The organism is Alcaligenes pakistanensis (assembly GCF_014652815.1).
GTDB lineage: Bacteria > Pseudomonadota > Gammaproteobacteria > Burkholderiales > Burkholderiaceae_B > Alcaligenes > Alcaligenes pakistanensis.
In genome coordinates this window covers 474,683-490,440 of sequence record NZ_BMZN01000004.1, presented here as the reverse complement: position 1 = coordinate 490,440, position 15,758 = coordinate 474,683, and the positions used below count along the sequence as shown (strand labels likewise).

Genomic DNA, 15,758 nt, shown 5'->3' with positions numbered 1-15,758 from the left:
TTCAGCGCCTTTATCTATCTAGCCTTAAACCTTAAGGCTGAGCGATGATTGTGTGCTCTGTGTCTTGCCCGACGCATCGTAAAAGGTGTTGCGGCCTGTGAAAGCCTCTAGGGCATCCAGGTTCTGCTGGGTGTCAGTCAAAAAGGTATCAACCAAAATACGGTTGTTGTCGCTGGCGTTGCGCACTTTCTCGCTCAGATCAATCAGCTGTTCCAGTTCGGCTTCCAGCTCATCGGTTTCTGCCGCGTGGCGCAGCCCTTGACCGTCATTATTCAGGCCGCGCGCTTGCAACAGGTCGGCACGGGCCAGATCCAGTTTCTCGATACGTTCCACTAGCTGATATTTACGCAGCGTAATCTGGGCCAGTTCCTGTGGCTCAAAGGCGCGCAGCAGCAGGGTGCTTTCTTCTAGCAACAGTTGTTCAAAATCGAGCAGGGCTTGGTGTTGATCGGCAAGGCAGGTTTGCAAAGACATGGCCGTTTTAGATGAATTACTTGAGAAGATCGCGCACAGAGGCAATCAGGGAGTCGGCAATCCGACTGGTATCAATTTTGAGCTCGCCTGCTGCAATGGCCTCGCGCAAGGCCTCGACTTTTTTCATGTCTACGTCGGCGCTGCTGTCTTGCAGCGAATTGAGCTGGCGTGCTGCAGCGCTGAAGTCCACTTCGCTAGTGCTGCTGCTATTGCTGTACGCGTGACGCGCACGATGGGCTGTCGTGCTGCGTTCAGTAGCAGACGTTTCAGCAAGGGGTGTTTTGAGGGGGGATGGGCTGATCTTCACGTTTTCCTCCGTGCGGCCTGTTCTTTGCGTTGATCTTGTAACGGCGCTCTGGACGCAAACTTTAGCATGCTCATCAGATTTAGTTTAAAGAATGACCTGGACCGTGGACGCATCCAATACGGTGGCCGAAATCACTTGCCCCGAACTGGCCTTGATCTGGATCTGGGTACCCGGTGCGCCACTTTGTAGTGCCTGGCCTTCGCCGGTCGCCATAAAACCCATGCCGCGTGCAATGGTGCGCACCGTCTGGCCGCGCATCACCGACTGTGGGTCGCGCAGGGCCGAGCTGCGAACCGGGCTGCCTAAAGGAATGCGTTGGCTGGCAACGTAGCCGATGATCTGGTTGGGATCAATCGCTACACCATTGGCCAGACTCAGTAGATCGCCCTCGCGCTCCAGCAGATCGTCCTGATTGATGGTCTCGCCCGGATTGATGCGCCGATTGGTGACGTAATAAAGACCCTGAACAGAAAGCGTGGCTCCAAGAGAGGTGCTCCAGCTTTGTGGGCTCAGGCAGCGTATGCCTATGCTCATTCGGGATCGCAGGCGCTGGCCGCTGGGCAGAAAAACCTGGCTTTGAGTGCAGGCCGGCATGGCGTTCAAGCGGGTCGAGTCCAAGGTGATCGTGGCGATGCCCGGATACATCTGCGCGTGCTTGAGTAAATAGTCCTGCGCCTGGTCCTGCATAGCCTGAACGCTCAGGGGGCTGGCGCTCTCTTGAGCGCGCGCTGGCAGCGTTGCGCCCAGGGCGAACACGCACACGCAGATCAGGAGTCTATATAAGGTCATGACTGAATTTTACGGACTCAGCCGCCAGGTCAAGAGCTGAACTGGCCGATAAATAGCGTTTTGTTCCCGGGTTTGTGATGGGGCTGCTCTGGCTACCATTCTGTTATGGCGGTGAAAGGGCGTGCGCGCGTTCACTGGATCTCAAACTTGAACACAGAATTGGCTTGACTCCATGATTGATCGCATTGGTGAGCACCTGAAGTTTTACCAGACGGCCTTGGCGGTACGCCAGGAGCGCCAGGAGGTGTTGGCCTCCAATATTGCTAATGCCGATACGCCTGACTATAAAGCTCGGGATATGGACTTTACGGCGACCTTGAAGGCTGCTTTAGGGGGGCAGGGCCAGATGGCATTGCCCAATACCCATTTGTCCCTGACGTCGGCTCGCCATATTCCCGCCCAGGCGGAGCGTCTGCCTAGTAGTGACGAGTTGCTGTATCGCGTCCCTGTGCAACCCTCCCTTGACGGCAATACGGTCGAGATGGATGTGGAGCGCATGCAATTTGCCGATAACACCCTGCACTATCAAAGCACGATCAACCTGGCGTCCCAGCGTTTGAAAGGCTTGATGGCTGCCCTGCAACAGTAATAGCGAGTCCCCATGTCCAGTTTCAGTATTTTCCAGATTGCCGGTTCTGCCATGACGGCGCAGTCACAGCGCCTGAACGTGTCGGCCAGCAATGTGGCTAACGCCGACAGCGTGCTTGGGCCAGATGGCCAGCCTTATAAAGCTCGCCAAGTTGTGTTTCAGATGACCCCCCAGGGCAATAGTCCGATCGGTGGCGTGCAAGTGGTGGGCGTGCAAGAAAGCAATGCACCCGGCCGTTTGCAATATGACCCCGGCAATCCCTATGCCGACGAGCAAGGCTACGTAACGATGCCCAATGTGGATGTGGTGGCCGAGACCGTCAATATGTTGGCCGCCTCGCGCTCGTATCAGGCCAATGTGGAAGTGGTGAACACCTCCAAGAATCTGATGTTGCGCACCTTGACCATTGGTCAGTAAGCCGGTTTACGGAAGATAAAGCATGAGCACAGTTAATAACGATCGCACCGCTCTGGACCCTACTTCAGGGGCGATGGCCGGGATAGATGCCCGCAACAAAAGTGCAATGGCCGAAACGGAAGACCGTTTTCTGACCATGTTGATTACGCAGCTGCGCAATCAAGATCCCTTAAATCCCATGGATAACGCCCAGGTCACGACCCAAATGGCGCAGATGTCCACGGTGGCCGGGATTCAGCAATTGAATACCACCTTGATGGCAGTAGCCGGGCAGATGGATGTCAGCCAGTCCATGCAGGCTGCCAATCTGATTGGCAAGGAAGTCCTGGTGCCGGGCGAGAAAGTCGCACTGGGTACGAGTAGTGAGGGCGAGAAAGTTGCGATGCCTTTTGGTATTGACCTGGTGAGCGGTACGACATCGACCACGATCTTTATTAAAGACAGCAGCGGCAAGGTGGTGCGCGAGTTTGATGAAGGCCCGATGCAAGCCGGGGTCTATTCCAAAGAATGGGATGGCTTGGATAACGATGGTTTACCCCTGGCCGATGGTGCGTACACCGTCAGTGTGCTGGCCAGTAATGATGGCACGGCCGTCACAGCCAGCCCATTGACCCATGGAAAGGTCGATAGCGTGGCGTACACCTCCAGCGGCTTGATGCTGGATCTTGGCCTGGCGGGTTCATTCTCCCTGCTGGATATACGCAAAATCATGTAAGTGCCGCGTGCCCCATAAGCGGGCTGGGCCAACACGACATTAAAAGGAAAGTTCATGAGCTTCGGACAAGGATTGAGTGGCTTGAACGCCGCCTCCCAAAACCTGGATTCTATTGGCAATAACATCGCCAACTCGGGAACCGTCGGCTACAAAGCCTCGACAGTGCAGTTTGCGGACGTATATGCCAACTCGCGCGTGGGTCTGGGTGTGCAGGTATCGCGCGTCAGCCAGCGTTTCTCGGTTGGTAACGTCAGCAACTCGGGCAATCAGTTCGATATGGCGATTGACGGTGAAAAAGGCCTGTTCCGTCTGGAGCAAAGCAATGGTGCGGTGCTGTTCTCGCGTAATGGTCAGTTCTACCCGGACAAGGCTGGCTATCTGATCAACGCCCAAGGGCACTATCTGACAGGTTACGGCGTGGGCAGCAGCGAGCTGCAGCGCATGCAAGTGCCATCGGCCAACGTGCCTCCCAAAGCCACAACAGCCCTGGACTTCAAACCTAATCTGCCCGGTGGTGCCGCAGCGATTCCGACAGAAGATGCGAGTGGCAATCCCATCAATACCTTCGATCCCAAAGACAACACCACTTATAGCGAATCGTTCAGCTACTCGGTTTATGACTCGCTGGGCAACAGCCACGAAATTTCCCAGTACTTCGTCAAACGCCCCTCCAATGGGGCCGGTGAAAGCGTGTGGGACGTGTACTACATGGAAGGCAGCACACCCTTGTCGCCCGCCAGCGCCACCATGACCTTTAATGGTTCAGGCGTGATGACCAGCCCTAATCCGGCTACCGTCAATGTGACCTTGGCGAACCCAGGCGGGAATGCGTCGCCTGCGGATGATCTGGTGTTTGACGTGCGCTACACCGGTACCACACAGTTCGGTGGTGAGTTCGCCAAGGGCAAGCCTTATCAGGATGGTTACGCCACAGGTGAATATGCCAGCATGAGCATCGACAAGGACGGCACCATGGTCGCCGCCTACACCAACGGTGTGACCCAGCGTTTGGGTTCTCTGGTCTTGGCTGACTTCAGCAACCTGCAAGGTTTGCGTCCCGTGGGCGGTAACGCTTGGGCGGAAACAGGGGAATCGGGTCAACCTATTTTGGGTCGTCCCGGCGAGAACGGTCTGGCGTCCATTAAAGGGCAGGCGGTGGAGGACTCCAACGTGGATATGGGGCAGGAACTGGTCAATATGATTATTGCCCAGCGTACCTACCAGGCTAATGCCCAGACTATCAAGACGCAGGATCAGGTTCTGCAAACCCTGGTCAATCTGCGTTAAGAGCTGACATGGATCGCCTGATTTATACCGCCATGAATGGCGCCCAGCGCACGCTGGAACAGCAAGACGTCATTACCAACAACTTGGCCAATGTGAACACGTCCGGTTTTCGCCAGCAGTTGGCGTATTACCGCTCCGTGCCGGTGAGCAGTGATGTGGGCTCGCAAACCCGTGTGGCAACTGCCACGGTGACACCGGGCAGCCGTTTCCAGCCGGGCGCCATGGCCGAAACCGGCAATGCGCTGGATGTCGCCATTGCTGGCGAGGGCTGGTTTGCAGTGCGTGCGCTTGATGGTCAGGAAGCGTATACACGAGCAGGCGATCTGCTCGTGAATGCCCAGAACCAGCTGGTGACGCAGGCAGGTTTACCTGTTCTGAGCACCGATGGGCAAGTCATGGAAATCCCGGATCGCGGCACGGTCACCTTCTCCAGCGACGGTCAACTGACCGCTCTGGGCGCAGGTGATAACCCGCGAGACATCCAGGTCATGGGCCAGTTGAAAATGGTTAATCCTCCCTCAGCCGATTTGTTGCGCGGCCAGGATGGCTTGTTCCGCTTGAGTAATGGGGGTGTGGCCCAGCCAGACCCATCGGTGAGCATGGTCTCGGGCTTTATTGAGAAAAGCAATGTGAACCCGGCTGAAGCGATGGTGGCCATGATTTCCAATTCCCGCCGCTTTGAAAACCAGATGAAGATCATCCAGGATGCCGCTGCGCGCGAAGATCGGGCCAACTCTCTTCTTTCATTTAACGGCTAAGCCGCGCTGATTGCGCGTGTTTTAGTTCAAGGATTGCACACATGATTCGCTCTCTGTGGATTGCCAAGACTGGTCTGGAAGCTCAGCAGACCAATATGGATGTCATCTCCAATAACTTGGCTAACGTGAATACCGTCGGTTTCAAACGTACCCGTGCCTTGTTTGAAGACTTGATGTATCAAACCCTGCGTCAGCCAGGTGCCCAAGTGGGTGCGGCCAACCAGCTTCCTACCGGCTTGCAGATCGGTACCGGTGTGCGCACGGTGGCAACCGAGCGTATCCATACCCAGGGTGATATGAAGCACACGGGTCACAATATGGACATCGCCATTCAAGGTAGCGGTTTCCTGCAGGTGGAGATGCCGGACGGCACGTTTGCCTACACCCGTGATGGCAGTTTGCAGCGTGACCAGAATGGTCAGCTGACGACGGCAGGCGGTTATCCGATTCAGCCCCCCATCAACATTCCGGACAATGCCCTGGAATTGACGATTGGCCCGGACGGCACCGTGTCGGTGACACAACCCGGCGCAGCCGGTGCCAGCGTGGAAGTAGGCCAGTTGCAACTGAGCACGTTCGTGAATCCGGCCGGTTTGCAAAGCAAGGGCGAGAACTTGTACATCGAAACGGATGCATCGGGCGCGGCCAACTTCCTGCAACCGGGCATGGATGGTGCCGGTCTGGTTATGCATAAGTACAACGAAACGTCCAACGTGAACGTGGCCGAGGAACTGGTCAATATGATCAGCACCCAACGTGCCTACGAAATCAACAGCAAGGCCGTGTCGACGGTGGACCAGATGTTGGCTCGCCTGACACAGATGTAAATCTAAAGAGATCGTGACAATGTTCCAAGCTCTGATGAGCCGTCTTGCGCTGTGTGCGGTTGTGGCCCTGTCCGGTTGTGCGTTGGTGCCGCCTGAAGATGTGGTGACTGGCCCCTTGACGGCGGCGCCGCCACCGGCCATTCCCGCAGCGGTTGTGGCCAATGGCTCTATCTACCAACCCTCGGCCTATGGCAGCTATCCACTGTTTGAAGACAGACGGCCTCGTAATGTAGGCGACATTGTCACCATCATGATCCAGGAGCGAACCAACGCTGCGAAGAACGTGTCAACCAACACGGATCGGACGGGCAGTGGTGGCCTGGATTTTGTGGGTGTCCCATCCTTCCTGCCTAATGAAGTGGGCAGCAAGCAGAACTTTGAAGTCTCGGGCTCGAACAAGGCCCAAGGCAAAGGCTCCAGCCGTGCGGACAACACCTTTAGCGGCACCTTGACCACCACTGTCGTGGGTGTCTTGCCCAACGGGAATTTGCAGGTGGCGGGTGAAAAGCAAATCGCTATTAACCGGGGCAGCGAGCATATCCGCTTTTCCGGTGTGGTGGACCCGCGCTCCATTACGGGCAGCAATACGGTGTCGTCCACCCAGGTGGCCGATGCGCGTATCGAGTTTCGTAGCAAAGGGGTTATGGACGAAGTCCAGACCATGGGCTGGCTACAGCGTTTTTTCCTGAATATTTCCCCGTTCTGAGCCTTTTGCTTGTTATGGCGTTCTCCATGAGTCGTACTCGTTTTTTCTCTTATCGCTCTGTGCTGCAAGCGGCTCTGCTGGCGGCAGGTCTGCTGCTGGCACCCGTCAGCCAGGCCGAACGCATCAAGGATCTGGCATCCATTCAGGGTGTGCGCGATAACCCGCTGATCGGTTACGGCCTGGTGGTAGGGCTGGATGGCAGTGGGGATCAGGTGCGTCAGGCGCCCTTCACCCAGCAAAGCTTGACCAATATGTTGTCCCAGTTAGGGGTGACGATTCCCCAGGGCAGCAATATGCAGCTCAAGAACGTCGCTGCCGTCATGGTGACGGCGCGTCTGCCTGCCTTTGCCCGTCCCGGTCAGGCCGTGGACGTGGTGGTGTCCTCCATGGGGAATGCCAAAAGCCTGCGGGGCGGCACCTTGCTGATGACGCCCCTGAAAGGGGCGAACGGTCAGGTCTACGCCATTGCACAGGGCAATTTGCTGGTGGGCGGGGCAGGGGCGGAAGCCGGTGGTTCTAGTGTGCAAGTCAATCAGTTAAATGGCGGCACGATTCCCGGCGGCGGCACGGTCGAGCAAAGTGTGCCCACGACCTATGCGCGGGATGGCGTGATCAATCTGGAAATGAATTCTTCAGATTTTGGTTCTGCCCAGAATGTAGTGGCCGCCTTGAATAAACAGTTTGGTCCTTCTACCGCTACGGCCTTGGATGGCCGCCTGATTCAGGTTCGTGGTCCTTTGGACCCGCAGGCCCAGACCGCTTTTATTTCCCATGTTGAAAACTTGCAAGTGAACTTGCCGCCGGCACGGGCTCGTGTGGTGATCAATGCGCGTACCGGCTCGGTGGTCATGAACCGCACGGTGACGATTGATGAAGCCGCCATTGCCTACGGCAATCTGTCCGTGGTCATCAGTCGCCAGCCGCAGGTCAGCCAGCCAGACACGCCGTTTGGTGGTGGTCAGACTGTGGTGGCCGATAGCACGCAGATCGAAATGCGCAGTGATAGTGGTTCGCTGCAACGTGTGAAAACCAGCGCCAATCTGGCCGATGTGGTGCGTGCGCTCAATGCCTTGGGTGCGACCCCTCAAGACTTGTTGTCCATTTTGCAGAACCTGAAAAGCGCGGGCGCTTTGCGGGCTGATCTGGAGATCATCTAATGACGGTGCAGTACTTTCCACGTCCGGGGGCTAGTTCCCAGGTGTCGATTTTTGACCCTCAGCAACTGGCTCAGCTACGTCGGCAAGCCGGGCAGGACAGTCAGAATCAAAACACCCAGCTGCAAGTGGCCCGTCAGTTTGAATCCCTGTTTATTCAGAATATTTTGAAGCAGGCGCGAGCGGCCAATCCTGAAGGCGGCATGTTTGACACGCAGTCCGTGCGTATGGCGCAAAGCCTGGGCGATGAGCAATTGGCGATGCAGTTGGCTGACCCTGGTATTGGGCTGGCCAAGGCTTTGCAAGCTCAAATGAGTGGGCAAGATAGTGAGCCCTTTGGTGTCGCTTCGCATGATCCAGAAGCAGCCCGCTCGCGTCGTCCGGACCTGCGTTCGCGTATGCCCAACGACCGCTCCATCGATGCGGCGTCGATTGCTGAGTTGATCGACAAGCTCAGCAACAACACTACGATTCAGCGCGTGTATTCCTCGATTCAGGGTGCGCCTAACCATATTCGCCAGTTTGTGGACCGTATGAATACGGCGGCCAAAGTGGCTGCCGAAGACAGTGGTGTACCTGCCAAGCTGATTTTGAGCCAGGCAGCACTGGAGTCGGGTTGGGGCAAGCGTGAAATTATGCATGCCGATGGTTCCACCAGCCATAACCTGTTTGGGATCAAAGCCACACCGTCCTGGAAAGGGAAAACGGTGGAGGTGATGACCACCGAATATCAAAATGGCGTGGCCCGCAAAATGACGCAAACCTTTCGTGCTTACGATTCGTACGCGGATTCTTTTGCTGATTACGCCCGCCTGATTGGTAATAACAAGCGCTATGAAAGCGTAAAACAAGCGGCATCGCCTCAAGAGGCGGCACAGCGCATTCAGGACGCGGGCTACGCCACTGACCCCTCCTACGCAAAAAAACTGATCTCCATCATGGCTTACTTCGATGGTGGCAAGTCTTAATTATTGATACAGGTCTAAATATTGCACCAAGGTAGCCGTTAAAAAGCAGCATGTTCATTTTTCGCCTTGGACACTACGGACCGGGCAGGACAGAAAGGATTTGATATGAATCTCGCCAACCTTGGTATTACCGGCTTGTATGCTGCTCAAAAGCGCATGCAGGTGACGGGCCACAATATTAATAATATCGATACCGCTGGCTATAACCGCCAATCGGTCTTGGTTGAGACGGCCGGCTCGGTAGGGGGCAGCGGTGGTTACTATGGCCGTGGTGTACAGGTCGTTACCGTACAACGCTCCCACGACAACTTTCTGTATCAGCAACTGGTACGTTCGCAAACGGCCGGTGCAGCCTTGGTCAGCTATGGTACGGAAATCGCCCAGCTGGACAATCTGTTCTCGGACCGCACGGTAGGGATCAGTCCCGCCTTGCAGAACTTCTTTAATGGTCTGGAAGCCGTCGCTTCGCAGCCTGCTGACTCCTCGGCGCGCCAGGAACTGCTGGGCCGCGCTGAAAGTCTGGCGACCCAGATTCGTGACGCGACGTCCTACATGAACCGCGTCAGCGAGAACATCAATACCCAGGTAGGCACCACGGTTACCCAGATTAATAGCTATCTGGAACGTATTGATAACGTCAACAAGCAGATTGTGTCCGCCAAAGGCACTACGCCCGGTCACGAGCCTAACGACTTGCTGGATCAGCGCGAACAGCTGGTGGCCGAGTTGGGCCAACTGATTGATGTGCGTACGGTTGAGCAGGATGGACGCTTAAGTGTGACCACCGCAGGCGGCCAGATGCTTCTGGGTGGCGAGCGCGTCTACCCCTTGCACGCCGTGCGTTCGGCGGAGAACCCCGAGCGTATCGTTGTCGGCTTTACCTCTGCCTTGAACGTGGACGGCAAGATGGTGGTGTCCGAGTTCCGCGAAGGAACGATTAAGGGCGGCACCTTGGGTGGCTTGTTGCAGTTCCGCCAGGAAAGTCTGGAACCGTCTATCAGTAGCCTGGGCCGTCTGGCCGTGGGCCTGGCTCACGCGGTGAACGATATTCACCGTCAAGGCGTGGACTTGAAGGGCGAACCCGGCAAAGACTTGTTCAGCGTCAGTGGTCCGAAAATTCTGGCCAATGGCAATAACCCGGTCAGCAGCGGTATACCCGGTGTGTCGTTTTACAAAGACCCGGTTGATCCTGCAGACCTCAGCAAAGGCTACACCCAGCCGGTTGATCAACTGACAGGGGATAACTACCGTATCGAACGAGTGGATGGCCGCTTTCAGCTGCGTAATTTGAGCAGTAATGATGTCACCCCCTTGAACGGCCCCGACAAGAATGGCGGCATTACGCGTGTTGATGGCTTGGAAATTGATGTTTCCAGCCTGGAAACCAAATCCCAGGATGGCGATTCCTGGCTGGTTCAGCCTACCGCCAACGCCGGTAGCAGCCTGCAGGTTGAGATCAAGCGTCCCCAGGACATTGCTGCCGCCGATAACGATACCGGTTCGGCTAACGGTGCGATCGCCCAGAAACTGGCAGATCTGCGTAATACCAAAGTGCTGGCCGATGGCTCTTTGAGCCTGAATGATTCCTTTGGCCAGATTGTGAACCGCATTGCCGTGCAAACACAGCAAAACGGTACCGCTGCCAAAGCGCAATTGAAACTGATCGAGCAGAACTACGCGGCTCAGCAATCCTTGTCCGGCGTGAACAAGGACGAGGAATACATCATGCTCCAGCGTTACCAGGAGCAATACCAGGCGGCTGCCCGCCTGATTGATGTCAGCTCGCAGATGTTTGACACCCTTTTAGGCCTCCGTAGTTGAGTACGGCTCTTTAGTCTTGAAATTGGAACCTTGCTATGCGTATTAGTTCTTCTCTTTTCTTTCAGACGGGCCTGAACTCGATTAACAAGCAGCAGTCCGATCTGATGCGCGTTTTTCAGCAAATGAGCACGCAAAAACGGATGATCACTCCCTCCGATGATCCCTTGGCCTCTGCTCAGACCATCAACCTGGCGCAAGCCCAGGCTATGGACAAGCGCTACGGTGAAAACCGGGAAGTGGCCATGCGCTCGCTGGGTGAAGAGGAAAATATTTTGAATGCGGTGAATCTGCAGTTGCAGGGGGTTCAGACTCGTCTGGTGGAAGCTGCTACAGGTACCTTGTCCGATGCGGATCGGAGTACGTTGGCGACGGTCATGGAAAGCTCATTAGAGACCCTGCTTGGTTTCGCCAATACTAAAGACGGTTCGGGCCAGTATTTGTTCTCTGGCTCTCAAGGTACAACCCAGGCTTTTGAGCGTACGGGTAACACTTACTCCTATAAAGGCGACGGTAATAGCCGTGATGTTCAGGTTGAGCAGACCCGTCAGCTGGACGTTGCAGACCATGGCCGCACAGTGTTCGAACGTGCTAATCCGGGCTCCGCGTCGTATTTCACTCAGGCCAACAGTAATGCTGGCACAGCCGTAGTGAGCAGCCCCAATGGGAACTCCACCCTGCCCGGTGCAGAAGCCAATTACACCATCCGCTTTACTTCGGAAACCGAGTATGACATCGAGGTCAACGGCGCGGTGGTCAGCCAGGGCGTACTGGATGAAAACGAGCGTCAGCGTATTAGTTTGCCCGGTGGTGTGAGCGTTCAGATTGAAGGCAAGCCTGAAGTGGGTGACAGCTTTACGGTCAGCTCGGTAGACGGTGCCAGCTCAGATGAAATGAGCCTGTTTAATACTTTGCAATCCGTTGTTGATGCCTTAAGAAAGCCGGTGAGTGGAGATCCCGCCGCTCAAGCAGAGTTTCGCAACGTCATGAACTCGGCCATGCAACGTATTGGTGAGAACTTCGATAACGTGCAGACGGTGATTTCCTCGGTCGGTACACGCATGAACGAGATTGATGCCTTGAGCGCCAACGGTGCAGCCCGTGCCCTGAGTTACACCAATGAACTCTCGCGTCTGGAAGATCTGAACCCGTTTGATGCCTCCACCCAGCTGCAGCTGCGTAAAGCGGCCCTGGAAATGTCGGCCCTGGCGTTCCAGACGATTCAGAGCATGAGCTTGTTCAATATGAATCGCTAGGACTGAGTTCCTTTTTTAAGTGGTTTTTCCTTAACCGGCAGTCAAGCACCACGTGCAGGAATCTTCTATGCTTTTTAAGAATTTGAGTCTGAAGGTCGGTATGACCTTTTGTATCGCTACTTTGATGGCATTGACAGTGGCCATGGCAGGCTGGGCGCTGTATTACTTTCACGGCCTGCTGGCATTGGGTTCGGGCGACAAGGTCATGCGTACCTTGCAGGAGCAGCAGAGCACCTTCAATATTATTTTGATCGTGGTGTTGGTTCTGGCTGTCTTGCTGGGCCTGGCGGCAATTAGCTACTTCTTTCGCCGTGTCGTGCGTCCTTTAGGCGACTTTGCCGCGTATTTTGACGCGATTGCCAAAGGTGACTTGACTCAGCGTATCCGCGTGCTGACCGCCAATGAAATTGGCGACTTGTTTGAGTCTCTGGGGCGCATGCAGGAATCCCTGGTCAAGACCACCACTACGGTGCGTCTGGGCCTGGAAGAGATCCACGCAGGTGCTCAGGAAATTGCCCAGGGCAATACCAACATCAGCAGCCGTACAGAAGAACAGGCCGCTTCCTTGCAGCAAACAGCAGCCAGCATGGAACAGCTCGCCGGCACCGTGCGCCAGAACGCCGACAACGCCCAACAAGCCAACCAGTTGGCAGCAACGGCTTCGGATGTGGCGCATCGTGGCGGCAGTGCCGTCAATGAAGTGGTTGCGACCATGCAAGGGATTTCGGCCAGTTCCAACAAGATTTCCGACATTGTTGGCGTCATTGACAGCATTGCCTTCCAGACCAATATTCTGGCGCTGAACGCGGCCGTTGAAGCCGCCCGTGCTGGTGAGCAGGGCAAGGGTTTTGCGGTAGTGGCCGCTGAAGTGCGAGCCTTGGCTCAGCGCAGTGCCCAGGCCGCTCGTGAAATTACCGGCCTGATTGAAGACTCGGTGCGTAAAGTCACCGAAGGCTCTTCGCAGGTCGAGCGTGCCGGTGCCACCATGCAGGAAATTGTGGACTCTGTGCGTCGTGTGACTGACATCATGGGTGAAATCACTGCAGCCACAATTGAGCAGTCTTCCGGGATTGATCAGGTGAACCGCGCGGTGTCTCAGATGGATGAAACCACGCAGTACAACGCGCGGTTGGTCGAACAGGCAGCCTTGGCTTCGTCGGGCTTGAGCGAACAGGTCACCAAGGTCAATCAGGCCATTGGCTTTTTCCGCTCCCCCGGCACTGAAGTCATTGATGTCAGTGCTCGCCGTGTGGCGAACCGCCGCAGTGTGGCTGCCAGCAAGCCCGAATCTGAGCATCGCCGTAGCTCCACCTTGAAAAACGGTGCGTCGGCGGTAAAAACCAACAGCCCGACCAAAGGTTTGTCGGCACCCGCCAAGGCGGCTCCAGCGACTAAAACCGCTGCTGAGCAGGACGATAGCCAACGCCTGTTGCGTCCCGATCTGAGCGGCAAAAAGAGCAGTAGCGCATCTTCGGATGATGATTGGGAGGAGTTTTAATGTCGTATACCCGACTGAGTACCTGGGTCGGGCTGGGACGTAAGACGCTGATCGGTTTGTGCTTGCTAAGCCTGGCGGCCTGCGCCACCCAGGGTTCTTCCTTCAAGTCATCGGGACTGAATGATTTGGTCTTGGGCCAAAGTACCCGTGCCGATGCCGAGCTGTCCTTGCAAGGCCGTCCTCATCAGGTCTACCGACAGCTCGATGGCAGTGAAATGGCCGTGTGGTTCCAGGGTACGACCCTGGCTACCGATGCGGTTTACTTCCGACAAGAACTGTGGCTTCAATTCGATGCCCAGGGGCGTTTCCAGCAAGTGGTCAAACGCAGCCATATTCCTTCTATGTATCGCGAGCAGGCGCGCAGCGCCACCACAGGCTCGGTCACGATTGAACACCCTGGCACGGACATGATCACCATCTTGCCGGTCAGCCACTAGAGTTTTCTTTGGATTTAGCAAATGCTGGGTATTGAAAGCAGTCTTCCGTCCGCGTCCCGCGCTTCTAAACGTCGTTCTTCCAAATCTTTTCGCCCCAACCTGAAAGCCGCCTCGGGTCTGAAGATCAGCACCTTGCTGATGATTTGCATGGGTCTGCTCCTGTTGCTGATCGTGGCTGTCGGTGGCTTGGCCGCTTACTACCTGCAGCAAAGCGGTGATTCGCTGCGTACGATTAATCGTCAGGCCGATCGTTCCGTGCAGGTACTGCAGCTGAACAACAACATGATGGAAGCCCGTGTCAGCTTGATGAGTGCGGCGCGTTTTTATCAGGAAGCGGGCATTGATAACGATGCCAATCTGGTACAAAGCGCCGACAATGCCGTGATCATGGCGACCCAAAAACTGGACGAGGTGCGTAAGGCCTTTGCGGACATTCGGAGCAATATGCCGACTGAGCCGGAGTTGCGTCGTCTGGCCATGGGTTTGGTGGCCTCCTATCAGGCTTATCTGGATGATGGCGTCGAGCCTATGGTCCAGGCCCTGGAAACACGCGACTACAGTACTTTTTACTTTGTCAGTGAAGGTTTTGGGGTGCTGCGCGCTGCTACCTTCCAATTCCGTATTGAAGAGCTGAGCAAGTTCTACAACGACCTGGCCGACCAGTTGCTGGAACAGGCCGAGTTGCAAACTCGTGTTGCCAACACTGCGATTGCTCTGGGCTTATTGCTTGGGCTGATTATTATTGTTGTCCTGCGTTTGGTGCTGGGTCGTACTGCTCTGACGCCTCTGCGTGAAGCAGGCGTGCATTTTGACCATATTGCCAATGGCGATCTGACCAAGAAAATTACCTACCGCTCCGCTAATGAAGTGGGTGTTCTGTATGACGCCATGCGTCGCATGCAGCAAAGCCTGCAAGGTATTGTGCTGACGGTGCGCCAAGGTGTGGACGAGATTGCATCGGGTTCTTCGCAAATTTTTGCCGGTAATACGGACCTTAGCTCCCGTACCGAGCAACAGGCTGCCGCCTTACAGGAAACGGCCGCCAGTCTGGAAGAACTGGCCAGCACGGTGCGCCAGAATGCGGACAATGCTCACCAAGCGGATCAGCTTGCCCATAATGCGGCCAAGGTGGCCCGTCAGGGTGGCGAATCGGTGGGTGCCGTGGTTAACACCATGAACCAGATTTCGGCTCGTTCCGGTCAGGTGGCTGATATCGTTAATGTCATTGACGGCATCGCCTTCCAGACCAATATTCTGGCCTTGAACGCGGCTGTGGAAGCGGCCCGAGCTGGCGAGCAGGGCAAGGGATTTGCCGTCGTGGCCGGTGAAGTGCGCAGTCTGGCACAACGCAGTGCGCAAGCAGCCAAGGAAATCAAGGGCCTGATCGAAGCTTCGCAAAACGAAGTGAAAACCGGTACACAACAAGTGGCTAGCGCGGGCGATATCATTCAAGAAGTGGTGCGTGCGGTCAATAGCGTGACCACTTTGATGAGCGAAATTTCCTCCGCCTCCCAAGAGCAAACCGCTGGTATCGAGCAAATTAATACCGCTGTGGCGCAAATGGATGCTGTGGTGCAGCAAAATGCTTCACTAGTGGAAGAAGCTGCCGCTGCGGCAGGCTCTTTGCAAACGCAATCTGAAACCTTGGCCGATGCTGTTTCCCAGTTCAAGGTTCAAGAAGGCGATGTCATCGATATGTCTGAACGTGACTACGAGCGTTTGCATTAAGCTTTTTTGCGGGCAAAAAAGGGCTAGTGC

At 55.7% G+C, this 15,758-nt stretch carries 17 protein-coding genes; 14 read left to right on the top strand and 3 right to left on the bottom strand.

The window, feature by feature from the left end; genetic code table 11:
- Window positions 1–24 precede the first annotated feature (24 nt).
- From flgN to flgA, 3 genes are all read right to left on the bottom strand, one after another.
- Entirely contained in the window at window positions 25–474 is a 450-nt protein-coding gene (flgN, locus tag IE156_RS15125; RefSeq protein WP_189393404.1) for a flagellar export chaperone FlgN, read from the bottom strand.
- Between the two features lie 16 nt (window positions 475–490).
- Window positions 491–781: a flagellar biosynthesis anti-sigma factor FlgM gene (flgM, locus tag IE156_RS15120; protein ID WP_189393402.1), complete on the bottom strand. Its 291-nt coding sequence runs from the start codon at window positions 779–781 to the stop codon at window positions 491–493.
- An 84-nt stretch (window positions 782–865) separates the two neighbouring features.
- Complete coding sequence (flgA, locus tag IE156_RS15115) at window positions 866–1,570, bottom strand: flagellar basal body P-ring formation chaperone FlgA (protein ID WP_189393400.1); 705 nt, start codon at window positions 1,568–1,570, stop codon at window positions 866–868.
- A gap of 172 nt (window positions 1,571–1,742) precedes the next feature.
- Between flgA and flgB the strand changes: the two genes are divergently transcribed.
- The 14 genes from flgB to IE156_RS15045 all read left to right on the top strand — a co-directional run bounded on the left by flgB (window position 1,743) and on the right by IE156_RS15045 (window position 15,728).
- Window positions 1,743–2,159, top strand: coding sequence for a flagellar basal body rod protein FlgB (gene flgB / locus IE156_RS15110; RefSeq protein WP_189393398.1), 417 nt, complete (start codon window positions 1,743–1,745; stop codon window positions 2,157–2,159).
- A gap of 12 nt (window positions 2,160–2,171) precedes the next feature.
- Window positions 2,172–2,576, top strand: a complete 405-nt coding sequence (flgC, locus tag IE156_RS15105; RefSeq protein WP_189393396.1) for a flagellar basal body rod protein FlgC — start codon at window positions 2,172–2,174, stop codon at window positions 2,574–2,576.
- Between the two features lie 22 nt (window positions 2,577–2,598).
- Window positions 2,599–3,291 (top strand): flagellar hook capping FlgD N-terminal domain-containing protein, encoded by a 693-nt coding sequence (locus tag IE156_RS15100; RefSeq protein ID WP_189393395.1) that lies wholly within the window; start codon window positions 2,599–2,601, stop codon window positions 3,289–3,291.
- A gap of 54 nt (window positions 3,292–3,345) precedes the next feature.
- Entirely contained in the window at window positions 3,346–4,578 is a 1,233-nt protein-coding gene (gene flgE / locus IE156_RS15095; protein WP_189393393.1) for a flagellar hook protein FlgE, read from the top strand.
- Window positions 4,579–4,586: 8 nt separating this feature from the next.
- Window positions 4,587–5,336, top strand: a complete 750-nt coding sequence (flgF, locus tag IE156_RS15090; RefSeq protein WP_189393391.1) for a flagellar basal-body rod protein FlgF — start codon at window positions 4,587–4,589, stop codon at window positions 5,334–5,336.
- A gap of 41 nt (window positions 5,337–5,377) precedes the next feature.
- Window positions 5,378–6,163 carry a flagellar basal-body rod protein FlgG gene (gene flgG / locus IE156_RS15085; RefSeq protein ID WP_189393389.1) on the top strand — a complete coding sequence of 262 codons (786 nt, stop codon included), beginning with the start codon at window positions 5,378–5,380 and terminating at the stop codon, window positions 6,161–6,163.
- Between the two features lie 19 nt (window positions 6,164–6,182).
- Window positions 6,183–6,869: a flagellar basal body L-ring protein FlgH gene (locus IE156_RS15080; protein ID WP_189393387.1), complete on the top strand. Its 687-nt coding sequence runs from the start codon at window positions 6,183–6,185 to the stop codon at window positions 6,867–6,869.
- A 26-nt stretch (window positions 6,870–6,895) separates the two neighbouring features.
- Complete coding sequence (locus tag IE156_RS15075) at window positions 6,896–8,026, top strand: flagellar basal body P-ring protein FlgI (RefSeq protein ID WP_229841387.1); 1,131 nt, start codon at window positions 6,896–6,898, stop codon at window positions 8,024–8,026.
- Window positions 8,026–8,991 (top strand): flagellar assembly peptidoglycan hydrolase FlgJ, encoded by a 966-nt coding sequence (flgJ, locus tag IE156_RS15070; protein ID WP_189393385.1) that lies wholly within the window; start codon window positions 8,026–8,028, stop codon window positions 8,989–8,991. Before IE156_RS15075 ends, flgJ begins: the two co-directional genes overlap by 1 nt.
- A 105-nt stretch (window positions 8,992–9,096) precedes the next feature.
- Window positions 9,097–10,812, top strand: coding sequence for a flagellar hook-associated protein FlgK (flgK, locus tag IE156_RS15065; protein WP_189393384.1), 1,716 nt, complete (start codon window positions 9,097–9,099; stop codon window positions 10,810–10,812).
- A gap of 35 nt (window positions 10,813–10,847) precedes the next feature.
- Complete coding sequence (gene flgL / locus IE156_RS15060; protein ID WP_189393382.1) at window positions 10,848–12,065, top strand: flagellar hook-associated protein FlgL; 1,218 nt, start codon at window positions 10,848–10,850, stop codon at window positions 12,063–12,065.
- Window positions 12,066–12,132: 67 nt separating this feature from the next.
- On the top strand, window positions 12,133–13,563 hold the full coding sequence (locus IE156_RS15055) for a methyl-accepting chemotaxis protein (protein WP_308430481.1): 1,431 nt from the start codon (window positions 12,133–12,135) through the stop codon (window positions 13,561–13,563).
- Entirely contained in the window at window positions 13,563–14,000 is a 438-nt protein-coding gene (locus tag IE156_RS15050; protein WP_189393380.1) for a hypothetical protein, read from the top strand. Before IE156_RS15055 ends, IE156_RS15050 begins: the two co-directional genes overlap by 1 nt.
- A gap of 21 nt (window positions 14,001–14,021) precedes the next feature.
- Window positions 14,022–15,728: a methyl-accepting chemotaxis protein gene (locus IE156_RS15045; RefSeq protein ID WP_189393378.1), complete on the top strand. Its 1,707-nt coding sequence runs from the start codon at window positions 14,022–14,024 to the stop codon at window positions 15,726–15,728.
- Window positions 15,729–15,758: the final 30 nt, after the last annotated feature.

What these genes read in the sequence shown, in the direction of transcription:
- flgF (WP_189393391.1), top strand. Translation starts at nt 4,587, where the DNA reads ATGGATCGCCTGATTTATACCGCCATGAATGGCGCCCAGCGCACGCTG.
- flgL (WP_189393382.1), top strand. Translation starts at nt 10,848, where the DNA reads ATGCGTATTAGTTCTTCTCTTTTCTTTCAGACGGGCCTGAACTCGATT.
- flgG (WP_189393389.1), top strand. Translation starts at nt 5,378, where the DNA reads ATGATTCGCTCTCTGTGGATTGCCAAGACTGGTCTGGAAGCTCAGCAG.
- flgN (WP_189393404.1), bottom strand. Translation starts at nt 474, where the DNA reads ATGTCTTTGCAAACCTGCCTTGCCGATCAACACCAAGCCCTGCTCGAT.
- IE156_RS15055 (WP_308430481.1), top strand. Translation starts at nt 12,133, where the DNA reads ATGCTTTTTAAGAATTTGAGTCTGAAGGTCGGTATGACCTTTTGTATC.
- IE156_RS15100 (WP_189393395.1), top strand. Translation starts at nt 2,599, where the DNA reads ATGAGCACAGTTAATAACGATCGCACCGCTCTGGACCCTACTTCAGGG.
- IE156_RS15080 (WP_189393387.1), top strand. Translation starts at nt 6,183, where the DNA reads ATGTTCCAAGCTCTGATGAGCCGTCTTGCGCTGTGTGCGGTTGTGGCC.
- flgK (WP_189393384.1), top strand. Translation starts at nt 9,097, where the DNA reads ATGAATCTCGCCAACCTTGGTATTACCGGCTTGTATGCTGCTCAAAAG.
- flgE (WP_189393393.1), top strand. Translation starts at nt 3,346, where the DNA reads ATGAGCTTCGGACAAGGATTGAGTGGCTTGAACGCCGCCTCCCAAAAC.
- flgB (WP_189393398.1), top strand. Translation starts at nt 1,743, where the DNA reads ATGATTGATCGCATTGGTGAGCACCTGAAGTTTTACCAGACGGCCTTG.
- IE156_RS15075 (WP_229841387.1), top strand. Translation starts at nt 6,896, where the DNA reads ATGAGTCGTACTCGTTTTTTCTCTTATCGCTCTGTGCTGCAAGCGGCT.
- IE156_RS15050 (WP_189393380.1), top strand. Translation starts at nt 13,563, where the DNA reads ATGTCGTATACCCGACTGAGTACCTGGGTCGGGCTGGGACGTAAGACG.
- flgJ (WP_189393385.1), top strand. Translation starts at nt 8,026, where the DNA reads ATGACGGTGCAGTACTTTCCACGTCCGGGGGCTAGTTCCCAGGTGTCG.
- IE156_RS15045 (WP_189393378.1), top strand. Translation starts at nt 14,022, where the DNA reads ATGCTGGGTATTGAAAGCAGTCTTCCGTCCGCGTCCCGCGCTTCTAAA.
- flgC (WP_189393396.1), top strand. Translation starts at nt 2,172, where the DNA reads ATGTCCAGTTTCAGTATTTTCCAGATTGCCGGTTCTGCCATGACGGCG.
- flgA (WP_189393400.1), bottom strand. Translation starts at nt 1,570, where the DNA reads ATGACCTTATATAGACTCCTGATCTGCGTGTGCGTGTTCGCCCTGGGC.